Source organism: Acinetobacter sp. YH12136, assembly GCF_013418545.1.
GTDB lineage: Bacteria > Pseudomonadota > Gammaproteobacteria > Pseudomonadales > Moraxellaceae > Acinetobacter > Acinetobacter towneri.
The window spans coordinates 60,655-78,945 of record NZ_VPBV01000005.1 but is presented as its reverse complement, the minus strand read 5'-3'; the positions used below and the strand labels follow the sequence as shown (position 1 = coordinate 78,945).

Sequence of the window (18,291 nt, the reverse complement as noted above, 5' to 3'; positions counted from 1 at the left end):
AACATGATTGTCATAATCTCTACCTACCATGCCTTGCACAGAGGCGAAATAAGCAGACTGTCTTAAAAACAGCATAGAGAAGATATGGAACACTTTCAGCATTCATCTGATACTTATTTTAACCGTGAACTCTCTTTAATTGAGTTTAACCGTCGGGTTTTGGCGCAGGCTTTAGACCCGGAGTTACCTATTTTAGAGCGACTCAACTTTCTGATTATTTTTTCACGCAATTTAGATGAGTTTTTTGAAATTCGTGTTGCAGGTTTGATGAAGCAACTCGATTTGAATTCCATTACCCGTACCCCAGATGCCATTCCGACTGAACAGGTCTTGGCAGAGTTGTCTGATAAAGTGCATCAGGCGGTGAAGCAGCAATACGACACGTTAAACTATGCCATTTTGCCGCAGTTGCAAAGTTTAGGGATTCACTTTATTCAATATCATGACATTTTGGATAAACATAAAGCGTGGATTGCCGATTATTTTGCGCGTCAGGTACAGCCTGTTTTAACGCCAATCAGCCTTGACCCATCGCATCCATTTCCACGTTTGGTCAATAAAAGTCTGAATTTTATTGTCAGCTTACAAGGCAAAGATGCCTTTGGCCGTGAAATTGAAATGGCGATTGTACCTGCGCCACGCTCCTTGCCACGTTTAATCAATTTGCCAAAAGAAGTGGCAGGCAGTGCAACAGAACACATTTTCCTGACTGCGATTATTCAGCAACATATCAATGATCTGTTCCCAGGCATGAAAGCCACAGGTTGCTATGCGTTTCGGGTGACCCGCAATGCCGACCTGATTTTGGCCGAAGATGTTGATGATTTGGCAGTCGCCTTAAAAGATGAATTATCTTCACGTCGTTTTGGGCGTGCAGTACGTTTAGAAATTGAAGATGATTGCCAGCAAGATATTATTGATTATTTGCTCAGCGAGTTTGATTTAGATGAACAGCAGCTATATCGGATTAGCGGGCCGATTAATCTGTCGCGTCTGACCAGTAGTTTTGACCGACCTGAATTGAAATATCCCCCTTTTGCACCTGTGATTCCTAAAATATTTCGAAAGCAAAAGCCGATGTTTGAGATTCTAAAAAAGCAGGATGTGTTACTGCATCATCCATTTGACTCTTTTCAGCCCGTGATTAATTTACTCAAAGAAGCGGCTAAAGACCCAAATGTGTTGGCGATTAAGCAAACGCTGTATCGCAGTGGCCCAGATTCTGAAATTGTTCAGGTACTTGCAGAGGCCGCGCGTAATGGCAAAGAAGTCACTGCCGTGATTGAGCTACGCGCACGTTTTGATGAAGAATCTAATATTATGGTTGCTAATGTCTTACAAGAGGCAGGTGCTGTGGTGGTGTATGGCATTGTGGGTTATAAAACCCACGCCAAAATGATTTTGATTGTGCGTCGTGAGCAAGAGCAGTTGGTGCGCTATGTGCATTTGGGTACAGGCAACTATCACGCAGGCAATGCGCGGATGTACACCGACTACGGTTTAATGACCACACATCCTGATATTTGTGAAGATGTGCATCGGGTGTTTCAGGAGCTCACAGGTATGGGCAGATCGGCAAAATTAAAAAACTTGCTGCATGCACCATTTACCTTACACAGTGAATTGCTCAAACTGATTGAACAAGAAATCGGGTTTGCACAAGCAGGCAAAGCTGCCCGAATTATCATTAAAGTCAATGCATTGACTGAGCCTGAGTTAATTACGGCTTTGTACCGTGCTTCGCAGGCAGGGGTACAGGTCGATTTAATTATCCGCTCGATTTGTTGTTTGATTCCAAAAGTGAAAGCGATGTCTGAGCGTATTCATGTCCGTTCGATTGTGGGACGCTTTTTGGAACATACCCGCGTGTATTATTTTGAGCATGGTGGTGCGAAAAAATTGTATTGTGCCAGCGCAGACTGGATGGGACGCAACTTATTTTCACGTGTGGAAACCTGCTTCCCTATTTTGGATGAGAAAATTAAACAGCGTATTGTGAAAGATGGCTTGCTGAGTTATTTGCATGACAATCAAAATGCGTGGGAGCTACAAGCCAATGGTGAATGGCAGAAAGCTGCTGTGGTGGGGCAGGCTGCCGTACACAATGCGCAAATGTATTTGGTCGAGCAAAAGCAGCTGAATGTGTAAATTTGGCTGTAGTGAATGGATGTGATCTCGCATCTACGAATATGAAAAAAACCTGAGTATGTGCGCATACTCAGGTTTTTATGTTTTTCAAAGCATCTTATGGATTATTTTAAGAGGCTTTTGAATGTTTGCCTTTTAGAATTTCAGTGCGCAGGCTTTGCGCCAACTCAGCCGATTGGCTGTCCATACCATTGACCATAAAGGCGTGGCGCATCAGCACATTGGTCGGATTTGGCATACTCACCAATTCATAATGCGCAGACAGTTCATCTAGCAATTCTTTTGGTAGATGCACTGCATTTTCACGGGCAGATAATTGATGCACCAAACGCTCTGCCGCCTGCACCGCAGATAACTGCATGGCTTCGACGGCGGTAGATAAACCACTGCGAGTTTGCAACACAAAACGTTTTTCTTCGCGGTAACGTTTATACAGCACTTCAGACAATAACTGGAACACCGTGCCAATCATTGCCATACAGGCTGCTGCATTTGGCGTATTGGCTGCAATACTGAGTGTTGCACCATCTTCATTGAATGGCTGTACCGTTTGAATATCGGAGCGGTTTAACTTGTAGTATTGTACGCACAGTTCAATGCTTTTGTTCAGGAAAATCTGACATAAGCTAAAATAAGGCACAGACACACTTTGCGTGACCGTGTCTAATAATTGTTTCGGGTCATAAAACTGAATATTCAGCGCAATGTTGTTCTGATCTTGGCTTTGCTCAATGGCTTTTTTTGCTTTAGGCGAAATCACAGGTTTAGGTTGTTGCTGTGCCTGCGCAAGTGCCAAAGCAGTCTGATGTTTTTCTTGCTCAAGGGCTTGCGTCAATAATTGTAATTCGTGTTTGAGGCGGGATTCATTATTAATGCGTGCCAAATATTCACTACGGCTGGGACGGGCAATCGCGCGATAAGCCAACCATAACAAGGCATGAACCAGTAATGATAAAAGTGTGGCTAGCCATTGGGTACGCAGAATTTCACCAATACTTGGCTGAATTAAGGTAATTTCAATAGTGCCGACTTTCTTTTCATTGATGATGGCGTCGCGGACAAAGACTTCACCTACACGGGTACGTGACTGTCCACCTGTCGCCAAGACCTGATTTTTTGCATCTAAAATACGAATAGAAGCAATGCTTGGATTGGTGGCATAACGATTCACCAATAATGCTAGTGATACTGTATTAGGAGGTTCCAGCTCAGAAAGGCTGTCTGTGACCAGTTGGCTGGTCATTAACTGCCCCTGATTGGCGCGGTTTTCATTTAATTGGTGTGTTGTTGCAAGCACCAATAAAAAGGTGTGAAAAGCAAAACTTACAATCAATAGGCTAGCAAATAGCCCTTGTCTAGGCGCATTCAAGGTAAAACTTCCAAGGCATTTATATTCAATTTAGATTATGATTCTCACAATAGTTGTAGCTCAGACCCGAGTCAATTCATGCGAGAAATCATTCTTATATCATTTTTAGGACCTGACCAACCTAATCAGTTTACTCGATTAATGCAGGTATTGTCCGCTCATTCCTTACAAATCTTAGATGTTGGCCAAGCTGTTATTCATAATCAACTGACTTTAGGTATTGTTGTTGCATCAGAAGACCAGACTGCAACGGCTTTAGCCATGAAGGAGATTCTGATTTTAGCACATGATATTGGCTTAACTGTGCGTTTTAAACCAATCTCTGCAACTGAATATGAGCAATGGGTCAAAGAAGGTGGTCGTACCCGTTATATCGTGACTGCACTGGCGCCAGAGCTGAATGCCTCACATTTACAGGCGGTCACGCATATTGTATCTAGCCAAGGTTTTAACATTGAAACCGTGACTCGTTTGTCGGGTCGTCCACAGCTTAATGCAGCCGAAGACGAACCTAAACGTGCCTGTATTCAGTTTGGATTAAGTGGGCAAATGCTAGATGCAGTGGCTATGCGTGCTGCGTGTTTAAGCCTGTCGAATGAACTGAGTGTGGATGTCGCAGTACAAGAAGACAACGCTTACCGTCGTAACCGCCGTTTGGTGTGTTTTGACATGGACTCGACGCTCATTGAACAAGAAGTGATTGATGAGTTGGCGATTGAGGCAGGTGTGGGCGATCAGGTGGCGGAAATTACCGAACGTGCCATGCAAGGTGAACTAGATTTTCAGCAAAGTTTCCGCGCACGCGTAGCATTACTTAAAGGTTTAGACGCTGCTGTGCTGCCTAAAATTGCCGAACGTCTGACCGTGACCGAAGGTGCAGAACGCCTGATTTCAACCCTGAAATCCTTAGGTTATCGCACCGCAATTTTGTCGGGTGGTTTCCAGTATTTCGCAGAATATCTACAGGAAAAACTCGGGATTGATGAAGTGCATGCCAACATTCTAGATGTAGAAAATGGCATGGTTACAGGCGAAGTAAAAGGTCACATTGTGGATGGTGCGCGTAAGGCATTATTGCTACGTGAACTGGCAGACAAAATGGGGATTTCTTTGGAACAAGCCATTGCGGTGGGTGATGGTGCGAACGACTTACCAATGCTTTCTATTGCAGGTTTAGGTGTGGCGTTCCGTGCTAAACCGTTGGTACGTCAAAACGCCAATCAAGCCATTTCAAGCGTGGGCTTAGATGGTGTGCTGTACTTATTGGGCGTGCATGACAAAGACTTGAACCGTGCCTAATATGACAATTCAATGAAAAAAACGCAGCAGTCATGCTGCGTTTTTTGTTTGTATAATCAGCAGATAACGATGAACGGTAAACAAAAACTGTCGATAAAAACCGCAACAGCATTGAATGAAAAAAATATTTTTTAAGGCAAAAAATAAGGTGTTTTTTTGTAATGACACGCGAATAAAGAGCTAGCTTAGCTTCCCGAAAACTACAAAATTTAAAAAATGTAATGACAATATAATATTGCGACAAGGTGTGTCGCTTTATAAAAATACAAGTCTTTTTTTATCTAGAAAACGCAGCATAATGCAGACATAGAATTTAAATCGACATCCATTATTTATTTAAACGGTATTTGAAGTCGCAGACCAATTCAAAAAGAGGCTGCATCTTTAGACGGAGGTTTTTATGCTAACAGCGAATTTAGCGACCATTGTAGGCTTAAGCCTCGTCGCAGCTGCGTTGATTGCTGTTTTCTTTTCGCCTTATCGTCGCTGGTTAAACTTTATGTTGGCAGGTATGGTGTTTTGGGGTTTATTGGAAGTGGTGCGCTACAGTGTGCAAAGCGTATTTGAACTGCCAATTACCTACAGTTACTTGTCGGCAATTTTCTTGGCGATGACTTTGGTGACTTTATTATTATTACGAGAAGACCGTCGGGCAGAGCGTGCTTTGGCAAAACGTCGCTATATCGAACATACCCCAGTCTATGAAGACGATCAGCAGCAGTGCTCAAGCCGCTAAATCGTACAGACTAAATTCAAAAACTTTAAAAAGATGCAACTGGTTTGCATCTTTTTTGCTTTATCTGTACGGCAGTTTGCGCCATCCAAACAGCGACAAAATTTTAACACCCTCCTAAAGATTGTTATACAAAGCCTTGCAGCAAAAAGCGGGAGTTGTGATAGGATGAGTCTGTTCATTATCCAACAATTACAATAGGCTTCACTGTCATGAAACTTTCTGCAATTCCTGTGGTCAAACTTCCTTTGGTTGATGTCAGCACCGATCCACTTGACCTTCTCGTGGCAGGTTTGGCATTGCGTATGAAACAACTGGCACGTACCAGTCCAAAATTTATTGAGTTGGTGCATGAACGCCAGTTCCGTATTCAAATTGGCACAGACTTGGGTATGGCGCGTCAAATTATTGTCAACAATGGACATATTGACACTGTGGCAGGCGATGCAGAAAAAGCCGATTTTATTTTGCAGTTTGCAGACAGCGAGCAAGGCGTAAAAACCTTAATGAAAGGTGATCCAACTGCATTTATGACAGGCATGCAAAATGGCAGCATTAAAATGGAAGGTGATTTTGGCTTATTGGTGTGGTTTAACCAAGCAGCGAAATTGATTCCACCTAAACTACCAAAACCTGTAAAAGAAAAAATTAAAATGGCACGCCAGTTTATTAAACAAAAAACGGGTAAATAAGCTGCTCAGACCCAAACAAAAACCTCTGATCAATTTTTGACAGAGGTTTTTTTATATGTGATTTACTCGACTTCCAAACAAAAAGTCACAGGCCCGTCATTTACCAAATGCACTTTCATATCGGCAGAGAAAATACCTGTTTCCACCCTGTCAAACTGACTTTTGGCATAGTCCACCAATTGTTCATACAGCGCTTTGGCATCGTTTGGGGGCATCGCAGGGCCAAAATCAGGACGTAAACCTTTTTGAGTCTGTGCCATGAGGGTAAATTGTGAAACCAATAACACACTGCCATTGGCCTGACTGACATTCCAACCCATTTTGCCTTGTTCATCATCAAAAAAACGATATTTTAAAATTTTATCAATCAGCTTTTTGCCTTTCTCAAAATTATCGTCTTTGCCTAAGCCCAAAAATACCAAAATACCCTGTTGAATCTCGCCAGTGATTTCACCATCGACCACGACTTTGGCTTCAAGAACTCGTTGTAATAATGCGCGCATGGGGGACTAATTTTCTCAGTGTGGGGGATGGCTGCAGATTGTAGCAAACTTAGGCACTTTGGCGTGCATTAACATCAATCACGAAAGCATCAGAACGGTAGCTGCCCGCAGAGAGGTAAAATATCTTGGGAAGGCTACACTTCAGCAAAGTTGTAACAAGATTGTCGATAAAAGCCCTTTTTTGCTGAATAAAGTATGCTTTAATGCAAGAAGTACCGCGAAATGATGATCCCTATGACCCCCATTATTCAATCTCTGCTCGATACTGATTTATATAAATTCACCATGTTACAGGTGGTGCTGCATAAATTTCCGCAAACGCACAGTGTGTATCAATTCCGCTGCCGTAATCTTGAAGATACCGCGTATCCACTGAGCGATATTTTAGCTGAGTTGAATGCGCAGCTTGATCATTTGTGTCAGTTGAAATTTAAAGAAGATGAATTGCAGTATTTGCGTAATTTACGCTTTATTAAAAGTGACTTTGTCGATTATTTAGAATTATTTCAGCTCAAGCGTCGTTTTATTCACGCCAGTATTGATGCGCAAGGTCGTTTGGATATTCGGGTAGAAGGCCCGATGGTACAGGCCATGATGTTCGAGATTTTTGTCCTGGCAATTGTCAATGAACTGTATTTTCAGCGCATCCGTAATGATGAGGTTTGGGCAGAAGGTGAGCGCCGTTTACAGCAAAAAATTGCCCTGATTCAAAGTTACCAACAGCAGCAACTGCCTGAAGATCCACCATTTTTGGTTTCAGATTTTGGTACGCGCCGCCGTTATAGTTTTGCATGGCAAAAGCACGTGATTGCGGCTTTTCATCAAGCTGTACCTGAAGTGTTTCGTGGTACTAGTAATGTACTGTTGGCTAAAGAATTAGGCATTACCCCAATTGGGACAATGGCACATGAGTTTTTACAGGCATTTCAGGCGCTAGATGTACGTTTACGTGACTTCCAAAAAGCCGCACTAGAAACTTGGGTGCAAGAATATCGGGGTGATTTAGGCATTGCCTTGACTGATGTGGTCGGGATGGATGCTTTCCTGCGTGACTTTGATTTGTATTTTGCCAAGTTATTTGATGGCTTGCGACATGACAGTGGCGACCCGTATGTGTGGGGCGATAAAGCTTATGCACATTATAAAAAGCTAAAAATTGACAGTAAAACTAAAATGCTGACCTTCAGTGATGGCTTAAATGTCGAAAAAGCATGGGCCTTGCATCAGTATTTTAAAGACCGTTTTCAGGTTAGTTTTGGGATTGGTACCAACTTAACCAATGATATGGGGCAAACTGCGCTAAATATTGTGTTGAAATTGGTGGAATGTAATGGTCAGTCGGTGGCGAAATTGTCCGATAGTCCGGGTAAAACCATGACCGATAATGACACCTTCTTGGCATATTTACGCCAAGTTTTTGAAATACAAACGCCTGTTTAAAACCTGAGCACATTGAAAAAACCGAAGAAAATCTTCGGTTTTTTTCTAGATTAAAGCATGTGATTGTTAAAATTCTGCGAAAGTTATGAAAAAAACAGCATGCTATCAAAAATGACCTATACTAAGTTAAAGTTGATTGCCAAACAGACTGAACCGCATAAAAATGAGCACTTCTCCATTCAATTTTGGACTGCTGATTGAAGCAGAAGATTTAGTTCCCTTTTTAGGGCATGAAAAATTGCGCATTGTCGATTTGAGCCGCAATTCGGTGTACGAGCAATTGCATCTTCCGCATGCTTTACAGGTCAAACCGAGCATGTTGCTACGTCAGGATGAAGATACATCGGGTTTATTGCCTGAACCCGAGGCTTTACAAGACTTGATTCAGTATTTGAGTATTTCCCCTGAGCATCATGTGGTCGCCTATGACGATGAAGGTGGCGCATGGGCAGGGCGTCTGATTTGGAATTTACACTGTTTAGGCTTTGAAAATACCAGTTTACTAAATGGTGGGATTCACGCATGGTTGGCAGCAGGTTTTCCAACTACTTCTGAGGTTGAACCGCTAACACCCGTCAGCATGCTTGTTCCTGTTGCCGAGCAAAATCAGTATCGAATTCAATATGATGAGCTATTAGAAAAGTGCCAAAACCAGTCGGTGCAACTTTGGGATTGCCGTACCGCAGATGAATATACAGGGTTACGTTTGGCTGCACGACGCGGCGGTCACATTCCTGGGGCATTGCATTTTGAATGGAGTACTGCCCTTAATCGTGAAAATCATTTAAAATTGCATCCCTTAGAACGCACACGACAGCGTCTGGAACAACTCGGATTCAATTTAAACGAACCTGTAGTGGTGTATTGTCAGTCACATCACCGTTCAGGTTTGGCCTACATTTTAGGGCGTTTATTGGGTTGGAAAATTCAGGCCTATGATGGTGCGTGGAGTGAATGGGGCAACCGCCCTGACAGTCCTGTTATTACTGGAGAGTTGCCGTCTTGAGCCTCACATCACGTTTAAAAAAACAAATTTTCATTCAGGCACAACGCGTTGTGCCACAACATCAATTATCACGTGTTGTGGGTAAACTTGCAGCCAGTGAGCATCCTGTGCTCAAAAATGCGGTGATCACTGCATTCAAGGCGCAATACGGCATTGATATGTCTTTGGCAGAACAAAGCAATGCCTTGAAATATAAATCTTTTAATGAATTTTTTACCCGTTCTTTAAAGCAGGGTGTGCGGGAAATTGACAGCAATCCGAACAGCATTGTATCGCCTGCAGATGGGGCGATTTCACAGTTGGGTAAAATTGAAGATGGGGCAATTTTTCAGGCCAAAGGTCAGCAATTTACTGTTGAAAACTTAATTGCCGACCCGCAATTGGCTGAACCATTTAAAAATGGTCAATTTGCAACCGTGTATTTATCTCCGCGCGATTATCACCGTGTACACATGCCTTTTGCAGGCACACTCACCGAAACTTTATATGTGCCAGGTGAGTTGTTTTCTGTCAATCAAACCACAGCCGAAAATATTCCGGGTTTATTTGCCCGCAATGAGCGCATGGTGTGTTTGTTTGATACCGAATTGGGTCGTATGGCGGTTGTTTTGGTGGGTGCCATGATTGTGGCGGGCATTGAAACCGTGGCGACAGGCAAAGTGAAACCATCAGGGCGTTTGGAGCTGAATCAGCACCAATTATTCCTTGAAAAAGGTGCAGAATTAGGACGTTTTTATTTGGGTTCAACCGCGATTGTTTTGTTTGAAGAAAATAAAATGCAGTGGGATGCTGAATTCAAAGCCAATTCTGTAGTGGAAATGGGGAAAGCCCTGGGACATATCGTTTCTGCTGAATAAAATATGTGAATAAAGAAATAAAAAACGCCAAAGTAATTTGGCGTTTTTTTGTTTTTTAAATCTGTAATTTATTGTCTATTTTAGCTCAACCAGCGCTTAAGTTTCGTAATACAAACGTTCTTTTGGGAACACGACTTTAAATATAGAGCCTTGATTTTCTTTAGATTCGACTTCTAAGTGTGCATTATGCTGCATCAAAACGTGCTTCACAATTGCTAAACCTAAACCAGTACCGCCTGTTTGTCGGCTACGTGCGCTGTCTACACGATAAAAGCGTTCGGTTAAGCGTGGTAAGTGTTTCGGATCAATCCCGATGCCTGTATCTTCCACAGTAAAATAACCTTGATTGCCATCATCATGCCAGCCAATGGTAATCGTCCCACCTTTCGGGGTATATTTAATCGCATTGGTGATCAGGTTGCTAAAGGCACTGGCCAATTCTACATCTGAACCAATCAGATCATAATGACTGTCAATATTTAAGTTGAGCGTATGTCCATAATCGACGTTATAGGCATGTGCATCGTCAAATAATTGATTCATTAAACTTGGCATTTCAATAATTTGATTTTTGGCGATGGTTTTTTCATTTTCCAGACGCGACAGCAGCAGCAGGTCATTTACCAAAGCGTTCATGCGTCGGGTTTGTGACTGCATTTGCTCAAAAGCACGTTTCCAACGCGGGTTAATATCTTCCTGATCGGTAAAGGTTTCGATATAACCACTCAGCACCGTTAGCGGAGTGCGTAATTCGTGTGAAATATTATCGACAAAGTCTTTACGCATTTGTTCTAGGTTATGCATACGCGTCATGTCGTAAGCAAATAACAAACGGCTATCGCCACCAAACTGAGTCATTTTGACTTGCACATATTGCCCTTCATGCACGCTAGATTTCATTTTTAAACCGTCAGGTGCTTGATCAATATGATTAAAATATTCAATAAAACTAGGTTGGCGCAAAATAGTGAGGATGTTGCGTCCACGGTCTAAAGGCTGAATACCCAATAGCTTTTCAGCAGCAGGGTTCCACCATTCAATTTGATGATTTTCATCAATCAGCATCACGGCTTCATCCAACGCCACCAATGAAGACTGGGCGCGATCAATCAACCCGACCATTTCGGCCTGAACGATACGTTCCTGACGTTGTGAGCGATAAACATTGAACAGTAATGCACCCCAAATACCATGCAGATTTGGCGGCACATCATAAGGACGATTGGAAATCCAATCATTAACTAAATAGAGGGAGCGCATTTGCTGAAGAAAAAACAGCAAAAAGGCGAGGCTAATACAAATCCAAAAATACCCAATCCCAAAACCAATCAAGCTTGCAATAATTAGGAAAAAGGCCAATAAACGAAAATCTTGTTTGGCAAAAGTCCATAAACTGCTGTAACGAACTTGTTTGAGGTCACGGGCGAGTTCAGGGACTGGGTAAGGTTCGTACATAAAATAATTTTAGCCTAAAGCAACATCCGCACGTGTCGAGAAGCGATAGCCTGTACCACGTACCGTTTGTACAAAACGGTCTACACCATACGGTTCTAAAACTTTACGTAAACGACGAATATGCACATCAATAGTTCGGTCTTCAATATATACATTGCCGCCCCAGACTTGGTCAAGCAATTGCGCTCGGGTGTAAGCGCGCTCTGGGTGCGTCATAAAGAACGCCAATAGACGATATTCGGTTGGGCCCATTTCTAAAATATTGTCACCAAAACTGACACGCTGGCTGACTGGGTCCAAAATTAAACCGTTGGCATCAATAGTTTTTTCACCGCTTAAGGCATTGGCACGACGTAAGACCGCTTTAATACGTGACACCAGTTCACGGGTCGAGAACGGCTTAGTCATGTAGTCGTCCGCGCCAGCATCTAAACCTTGAACTTTGTGATCTTCTTCGCCACGTGCAGTGAGCATAATCACAGGAATTTCAGCAAGGTTGTCATCGCGTTTTAGGCGACGGCACAAGTCTACACCGCTGACACCGCCTGGCATCATCCAATCAAGCAAGATAAGCGCTGGACGTTGATCGACAATCATCTGATGAGCTTGTTTTGCATCTTCTGCTTGTAAGCACTGAAAGCCTGCCATATCTAAAGAGGTATGGATCATCTCCCGAATTGGAAGTTCGTCATCGACGATTAAAATGTAGTCATCTTTCACAACGCAATATCCTATAGATGTTAACGGTGGACCGTTTTATTTATGACAGGCTTATTACAAAGATTAATTATGACAGTATCATTGCAGAAAGGGTTGAATGGGCTATTTTTGCAATAATTTGTGACAAAATAGTGTCGATTTGATGAAAAAACTGAACAGATTCAGTCAAAGTAAATAGGGTCTGCTGACACTTCGTCTATGTTTGCGACGTGAGAGATATATCTCGCAAGATTTTTTAGCTGATATAAGGCATGAGGCAGGAAATTTAGTTATTCTAAGTGACTGACTCATAACGCAATAGCGGCAAAAAAATATGCTCGTTCCGAAGGACTGTAGCTAAAACTTTCTCAGATTGCGTTATGAAACTTGGCAATAGACCCACTATTCCCTGCGTTTCATGCCTGATCTGCTCAGTTTTAGCCTACAGCGCAAGCCATTTATGAAATGTCAGCAGACCCCTCTGAATTTGAAAAATATTATGAATATTTTTCGATTTTATGACAATGTCGAAGAATCTTTCACAAAAGCTTGCTCTTTTTCCGAAAAGGTCTGTAATAACGATAAAAATACAATACGGCAAGAAGACAAGACATCTTCCATGGATTGTTTGAAATCGCTCATCACCCAGCGAATCGCAATTTGGGTGACATAACCATTTAAGCCTGTCGCTACCAGTGAAATTTCTCGGTTGGGGCGGTCTAAATGCGGCATCATCAGCATGACAAAGGCCTGAATCATGCGGTCAAAACGCGACATAGTTTCGTGAATGGTGGCTTGGTTATGTAGTTCTTGCACCAGCATGGCATCAATATAAATAATACGTGCCATTTGCGGGTTATTTTTTAGCGTGGTCAGTAAAGCAGTCAGTCCTGCATCAATCATTTTTTTAGGATCAGCCGAGGCTTGCATAATGGCTTGCATGACATTTTGCTGTAATTCATCAATCAATTTTAAAAAAATGGTCTGAAACAGTTCTTCGCTTTTTTTAAAGGATTCGTAGAAATAGCGCTCGGTTAGTTTGGCTTCGGTACAAATATCTTTTACGGTCACGGCAAAAAAACCATGCGTGCCATAGGCTTGAATACCTGCCTCAATCAGTTTTTCACGACGCGCCTGTTTGCGCTCAGTTAAAGACAAGCCTTTAAACTGACGTTCTTTTTGTTGTTTCTGGGTGGTTTTTTCTGTTTCTGCAGTCACGGGCAGTTGTTCTGTCATGTTCAGTTAAGCCAAATAAGAACCGTAATTAGGCTTTATACTAGCAATAATTATCTGTTAAACCTATGTTTTCAGATTCATTTGCGATATTCGTACTGGCTTATATTGACAATACTTATTGTCAAAATTATATTTAAACCACAGCGCATCGCACAGCCCTACAAAACAACAAGCAGGTCTGAACTGTGCACGCCACATACTCAAGGAAATCACATGAAAAATTTTAAAAATAAAGTTGCCGCAATTACAGGCGCAGGCTCGGGGATTGGGCAGCAATTGGCTGTTCTATTGGCGAAGCAAGGCTGTCATTTATCGCTCAGTGATGTGAATGAACAAGGTTTGGCGCAAACAGTGGATTTGCTCAAAGACAGTAATGTGCGCGTGACCATTAAAAAGGTGGATGTTTCTAAATTAGAACAAATGCGCGAATGGGCAGCTGAAACTGTGCGAGACCACGGCTCGGTCAATATGATTTTTAATAATGCAGGCGTGGCGTTGGGTTCTACCGTAGAAGGTGCAAGTTACGAAGAGTTGGAGTGGATTGTTGGTATTAATTTCTGGGGTGTGGTCTATGGCACCAAAGAATTTTTGCCTTTAATCAAACAAACGGGAGATGGTCATATCATTAACATTTCCAGTTTATTTGGTTTAACTGCACAGCCAACGCAGTCGGCTTATAACGCAACCAAATTTGCGGTGCGCGGTTTTACCGAGTCTTTGCGTCAGGAATTGGATTTGGAAAATTGTGGTGTGAGTGCGTTGAGCGTGCATCCAGGCGGGATTCGTACCAATATTGCCAACAATGCTAAAATGAACGACAGCATGCGCACTTTGGGCATGAATCCTGAAAAATCGGCACGTGCTTTTAATAAATTATTGCGTTGCCCGCCTGAAGAAGCGGCGCGCCAAATTTTAGAAGCGGTACAAAAAGACAAGCGCCGTTTATTGATTGGTAATGATGCCAAAACTTTGGATTTAATCCAGCGTATTGTTCCAACGGGTTATCAGAAAGTTACCGCATGGGCGACTAAGTTGGGCAAGAAACGCGGTTAATCTAACTTACAAATATAAAAGACCATTCAGACCAAAACCTGAATGGTTTTTTTCTTCCAGACGAATTGATAATATGCGCCTTGACCAATGCACAGGCTCACAAAGGCCAAAGCATAGGCATACCAAATACCTTCCAAGCCCCAGCGTTGACTAAACAAATACGCACATGGCACTTCAATCAGCACAATGGCTAAAATATTGATGATCATGGGTACAGTGACTGTACCACTGGCACGCATAATTGAGGCAAAAATTGCACTGGCACCAAAGAATACTATAGCCCACAACACAATAAATAAGAGCTGCTGACCCAGTACCACCACCGCAGGATCGGTAATAAACAACGCCATCAGATATTTAGAAAATAAATAACCCAAGGTGACTAAAATACCTGTAATCAGCAAATTCATGCCTAAGGCTGTACGGGTCACTTTAGCCAGTAATTCGGCTTTGCCTGCACCAATGGCTTGTGCAGCAAAAATTGAAGCGGCAATTGCAATAGATAGCGCAGGAAATTGAATATAGTTCAACACCTGATTAACTGCGCCATAGGCGGCAGTGGCCTCAGCACCATGCCGATTGACCAAACCGACAATCACCAAACCTGCCATAGAGGTAGTGACCATTTGTAAGCCTGTGGGAATCCCTAAGCGTAAAATCACCTTGCTTAAATTGGGTTGATGCCGAATTTGACGTAGTAGATGCACATCCATTTTTAAGGGATGATTCTTTTTATTCAGGTAAATCACCAAAAAAATTAAAACAGCCAGATAGCCCAGAATGGTGGCAATTGCAGGGGCAATAATGCCCAAGCGAGGAAAGCCAAAATAACCTGCAATCAGGATGGGGGTAATCACCAATCCCATTAAACTAGTCAAACTCAGGGCAATGAGTGGCGTAAGGCTATCGCCCACTCCACGTAAAATAGAGGTATAAATAATATACACAAACAGCAGTGGGCTGCCTGCCAACATCCATTGCACATAAGGCAGGGATAGATGCATCACTTTAGGGTCTGTGCCCAATAAGATTAAAATTTGTTCGGCAAAAATTACCCCTAAACAGGCAATCAAACTGCCGCCAATCAGGGTCATAAATAAAGTCGAGCCGACAATACAGCGCACTTTTTCGACATTTTGTGCGCCCCATGCTTGTCCAACCAACACGGTCGAGCCTGCCGAGAGCCCAATCACAAAGGCCATCAGGCAAAAAATAATGGGAAAAAATACCGACACTGCAGCAATGGCTTCCACACCCAGCATTTGCCCGACAAAAATTGTGTTAATGGTGCCCGAAAGATTTTGCAAAATATTGGTGGCAATCAGTGGCAATAGAAATACCAAAAAGGTTTTCCAAAGCTGAGGGTGATCGACCAGTGCCTGAGGTCTTGCCATGCCAAATCCTGCGCTTCACTATGCGGTTGTTTGAAATTTCACCCTAGCATGATTTGGTCATAAAAAGCCTTAGCTTTTCAGTAACTCAGTGACATTTCAGTAGAGCTTCACTACTTAAATTGCCGATAAAATTTCACCTGCACGCAACAGGGTTTCAGTTTTTTTAGCAAAGCAGAAGCGGATTAAACGTAAATCATCGGGTGGGGTTTGATAAAATGCAGACACAGGAATACCGACAATGCCGTACTGCTCGGCTAGAAAATGACACATATCTACGGCATTTAAGTCAGGGCGGATATTGCTGTAATCTAAATTTTGAAAATAAGTGCCTTGAGCAGGGCTGAATTGAAAACGTGAATTGGCAATCCCTTGATTAAACAAATCACGTTTGTCCTGATAAAACTTTGCCAATTCTGCAATATGTTCAGGATGCTGCTGCATATAATTCGCCAGAGCTACTTGCACAGGGCTAACCCCGCAGAAATTAATAAATTGATAGGCTTGGCGAAAGAGCTGCATTAAGGCAGGTGCAGCCGCACAGTAGCCTGTTTTCCAGCCTGTGACATGAAAAGTTTTACCAAACGAGCCCACGACAAAACTACGTTCCCTAAGCTCAGGAAAAGACAGCGCAGAGCGATGTTGATGCGTATCAAAGACTAAATGTTCATAGACTTCATCGGACAGCACCACAATATTATGTTCCTGAATGACATCAATTAAATGCTGCCAATCTTGCGCTGACCATACTGTACCTGTGGGATTATGTGGCGTGTTGATGATGATCATGCGGGTTTTGGCATGAATCGCATCTTTAACCCTATTCCAGTCCACCTGAAAATGCGGGGCTTGCAATGGAATGTGCATGGCTTTTGCACCCAGCAGCTTTGCACATGGGGCATAGCTGTCATAACTCGGGTCAAAAATAATGACTTCATCACCTGCTTGCAGCACGGTTTGCATAATGCTGAAAATGGCAAGGGTTGCCCCTGGGGTGATGGTAATTTCACTGACAGGGTCAAGCTGTAATTGATCGCGCTGCAAAAACTGCTGCGCCAGTTGTTCACGCAGTGGTAAGTAGCCATCACCTGAAGGATATTGATTGAAACCTGCATGTGTGGCGTGGCTTAATGCGTCTAGTAGTGCTGCAGGTGCAGGAAAATCTGGAAAACCCTGCGATAAATTTAAGGCATTGAGTTGTTGAGCCAAAGCCGACATACGGCTAAAAATACTGAGGCCTTGAGCAGGGAGTTTTGCGTGAATATTGAGCATAGAGAGGTTCTGATGGTGGCAGCAGTTTGCTTTACATCGTAGCGTTTTCAGGGTTGAATGCAAATGGGGATGGTTGCCTATAAAAATATGATTTAAATTTATACGAGCATTCCAAAAATGATATGTTTTGATAGAATGGAAAAATTAATTAATTATTTTTGTGAGGTTTTTTTATGAAAAAATTTATTATCGGGGGAATGGTAGTTTCTACTCTTTTAGTTTCAGCGTGTAGCACTTCCCAACCAATGTGGAGAAAAGCAGGAATCACTCCGCATGACACTAATAATGCTTTAGCAAAATGTCGTTACGATGTCGGTTTGGCCAAAGTAAACCAAAATGAAAAAGCAGAAATGATTAGAGATTGTATGATGGCCCAGGGTTTTAGATATACTTATTAATTTCTATCAAATTCAATTATATAGGTTTATTAATGAAAAAGTTAATAGGTTTTGCAACCATCGCTGTTTTTTGTACAAATTCTTTAGCAGAAATTTCTGTAAAAAATAATAGTATTCCTTTAAATAAGCTTCCTATAGAAATTAAAGAAGCAGTCCAAACTAATTATATTGAAGCATGTCAAGGTATATCTGAAGACGAAGAAATGGCTATTAAAAATCCTAAGATAACTTTTGATAAAGGTTTTTTAGTAAATGTAGATTTTAATGGAGATGGTTTAAAAGATTATATTATCAGATCTTCAAATGTTACATGTGAAGGTGCTTACTCAATGTTCACCGGAAGCAGTGATGGCTTTATAGATATTTACTTTCAAAATAAGGAAGGCAAATATGATCATGTTCTTAACTATTGGTTAGGACGTGAAGGATTAGAGCTTAAAAAAACTAAAGATAGTTATCGTTTTACATCTGAATATAACGACAGTTATTTAGCATGGGATCAATCTATAAATAAGTTTATTTCATATTATGGTCCTGAAAAAAGAAAAGATATTTTAGATATAAATGATGAAAACTCTACCACTGGTCAAACTTCTACAGAAAAAGGTGAATTTTAAAACAAGCATTTCAATAATTTAGGAAAAATCATAAGACACTCATCTAGTAAATTTTTTCATTAAAATTAATGAATATTCATGAAACTGGGAGTCTTTTGACTTTATCTTTTTGATATGACAATT

17 protein-coding genes are annotated in these 18,291 nt (G+C 41.9%); 10 read left to right on the top strand and 7 right to left on the bottom strand.

Annotated elements, in window-relative coordinates; translation table 11 throughout:
- The first annotated feature begins 84 nt into the window (after positions 1 to 84).
- On the top strand, positions 85 to 2,148 hold the full coding sequence (gene ppk1, locus FTU71_RS03835) for a polyphosphate kinase 1 (RefSeq protein ID WP_180111481.1): 2,064 nt from the start codon (positions 85 to 87) through the stop codon (positions 2,146 to 2,148).
- Positions 2,149 to 2,257: 109 nt separating this feature from the next.
- Here the strand turns inward: ppk1 and FTU71_RS03830 are convergent, their stop codons facing one another.
- The gene (locus FTU71_RS03830) at positions 2,258 to 3,517 is read right to left on the bottom strand and encodes a hypothetical protein (RefSeq protein ID WP_180111479.1); all 1,260 of its coding nucleotides are present in this window, start codon (positions 3,515 to 3,517) and stop codon (positions 2,258 to 2,260) included.
- Between the two features lie 78 nt (positions 3,518 to 3,595).
- Here FTU71_RS03830 and serB point away from each other — a divergent pair, with 78 nt between their 5' ends.
- The 3 genes from serB to FTU71_RS03815 all read left to right on the top strand — a co-directional run bounded on the left by serB (position 3,596) and on the right by FTU71_RS03815 (position 6,241).
- Positions 3,596 to 4,816 (top strand): phosphoserine phosphatase SerB, encoded by a 1,221-nt coding sequence (serB, locus tag FTU71_RS03825; protein ID WP_180111477.1) that lies wholly within the window; start codon positions 3,596 to 3,598, stop codon positions 4,814 to 4,816.
- 400 nt (positions 4,817 to 5,216) lie between these two features.
- Positions 5,217 to 5,552, top strand: coding sequence for a ciprofloxacin tolerance protein AciT (gene aciT / locus FTU71_RS03820; protein ID WP_004974137.1), 336 nt, complete (start codon positions 5,217 to 5,219; stop codon positions 5,550 to 5,552).
- Positions 5,553 to 5,761: 209 nt separating this feature from the next.
- Entirely contained in the window at positions 5,762 to 6,241 is a 480-nt protein-coding gene (locus tag FTU71_RS03815; RefSeq protein ID WP_004974140.1) for a hypothetical protein, read from the top strand.
- A 62-nt stretch (positions 6,242 to 6,303) separates the two neighbouring features.
- Here FTU71_RS03815 and dtd read toward each other — a convergent pair whose 3' ends face one another.
- Complete coding sequence (gene dtd / locus FTU71_RS03810; RefSeq protein ID WP_004974142.1) at positions 6,304 to 6,744, bottom strand: D-aminoacyl-tRNA deacylase; 441 nt, start codon at positions 6,742 to 6,744, stop codon at positions 6,304 to 6,306.
- A 234-nt stretch (positions 6,745 to 6,978) separates the two neighbouring features.
- Here dtd and pncB point away from each other — a divergent pair, with 234 nt between their 5' ends.
- The 3 genes from pncB (at position 6,979) to asd (ending at position 10,047) form a co-directional block, all read left to right on the top strand.
- On the top strand, positions 6,979 to 8,184 hold the full coding sequence (gene pncB / locus FTU71_RS03805) for a nicotinate phosphoribosyltransferase (protein ID WP_131261228.1): 1,206 nt from the start codon (positions 6,979 to 6,981) through the stop codon (positions 8,182 to 8,184).
- Positions 8,185 to 8,347: 163 nt separating this feature from the next.
- A complete protein-coding gene (locus FTU71_RS03800; RefSeq protein ID WP_180111475.1) occupies positions 8,348 to 9,190 on the top strand; it encodes a sulfurtransferase in 843 nt (280 codons plus the stop codon).
- Positions 9,187 to 10,047 carry an archaetidylserine decarboxylase gene (asd, locus tag FTU71_RS03795; protein ID WP_096901498.1) on the top strand — a complete coding sequence of 287 codons (861 nt, stop codon included), beginning with the start codon at positions 9,187 to 9,189 and terminating at the stop codon, positions 10,045 to 10,047. Before FTU71_RS03800 ends, asd begins: the two co-directional genes overlap by 4 nt.
- A 96-nt stretch (positions 10,048 to 10,143) precedes the next feature.
- On the opposite strand, the gene phoR is transcribed toward asd, so the two are convergent.
- The 3 genes from phoR to FTU71_RS03780 form a co-directional block, all read right to left on the bottom strand.
- Positions 10,144 to 11,502, bottom strand: coding sequence for a phosphate regulon sensor histidine kinase PhoR (gene phoR, locus FTU71_RS03790; RefSeq protein WP_178867065.1), 1,359 nt, complete (start codon positions 11,500 to 11,502; stop codon positions 10,144 to 10,146).
- 9 nt (positions 11,503 to 11,511) lie between these two features.
- Entirely contained in the window at positions 11,512 to 12,222 is a 711-nt protein-coding gene (gene phoB, locus FTU71_RS03785) for a phosphate regulon transcriptional regulator PhoB (RefSeq protein ID WP_004974162.1), read from the bottom strand.
- A gap of 495 nt (positions 12,223 to 12,717) precedes the next feature.
- A complete protein-coding gene (locus FTU71_RS03780; protein WP_004974164.1) occupies positions 12,718 to 13,437 on the bottom strand; it encodes a TetR/AcrR family transcriptional regulator in 720 nt (239 codons plus the stop codon).
- A 213-nt stretch (positions 13,438 to 13,650) separates the two neighbouring features.
- Between FTU71_RS03780 and FTU71_RS03775 the strand changes: the two genes are divergently transcribed.
- A complete protein-coding gene (locus tag FTU71_RS03775) occupies positions 13,651 to 14,490 on the top strand; it encodes an SDR family oxidoreductase (RefSeq protein ID WP_096901500.1) in 840 nt (279 codons plus the stop codon).
- A 26-nt stretch (positions 14,491 to 14,516) separates the two neighbouring features.
- On the opposite strand, the gene FTU71_RS03770 is transcribed toward FTU71_RS03775, so the two are convergent.
- Positions 14,517 to 15,884 (bottom strand): MATE family efflux transporter, encoded by a 1,368-nt coding sequence (locus tag FTU71_RS03770; protein WP_180111473.1) that lies wholly within the window; start codon positions 15,882 to 15,884, stop codon positions 14,517 to 14,519.
- Positions 15,885 to 15,998: 114 nt separating this feature from the next.
- Entirely contained in the window at positions 15,999 to 17,153 is a 1,155-nt protein-coding gene (locus FTU71_RS03765; RefSeq protein ID WP_180111471.1) for a methionine aminotransferase, read from the bottom strand.
- A gap of 173 nt (positions 17,154 to 17,326) precedes the next feature.
- On the opposite strand from FTU71_RS03765, the gene FTU71_RS03760 reads away from it, so the two are divergent.
- Both FTU71_RS03760 and FTU71_RS03755 read left to right on the top strand, forming a co-directional pair.
- A complete protein-coding gene (locus tag FTU71_RS03760; RefSeq protein ID WP_180111469.1) occupies positions 17,327 to 17,551 on the top strand; it encodes a hypothetical protein in 225 nt (74 codons plus the stop codon).
- Positions 17,552 to 17,583: 32 nt separating this feature from the next.
- Positions 17,584 to 18,168, top strand: coding sequence for a hypothetical protein (locus FTU71_RS03755; RefSeq protein WP_180111467.1), 585 nt, complete (start codon positions 17,584 to 17,586; stop codon positions 18,166 to 18,168).
- The last annotated feature ends 123 nt before the right edge of the window (positions 18,169 to 18,291 follow it).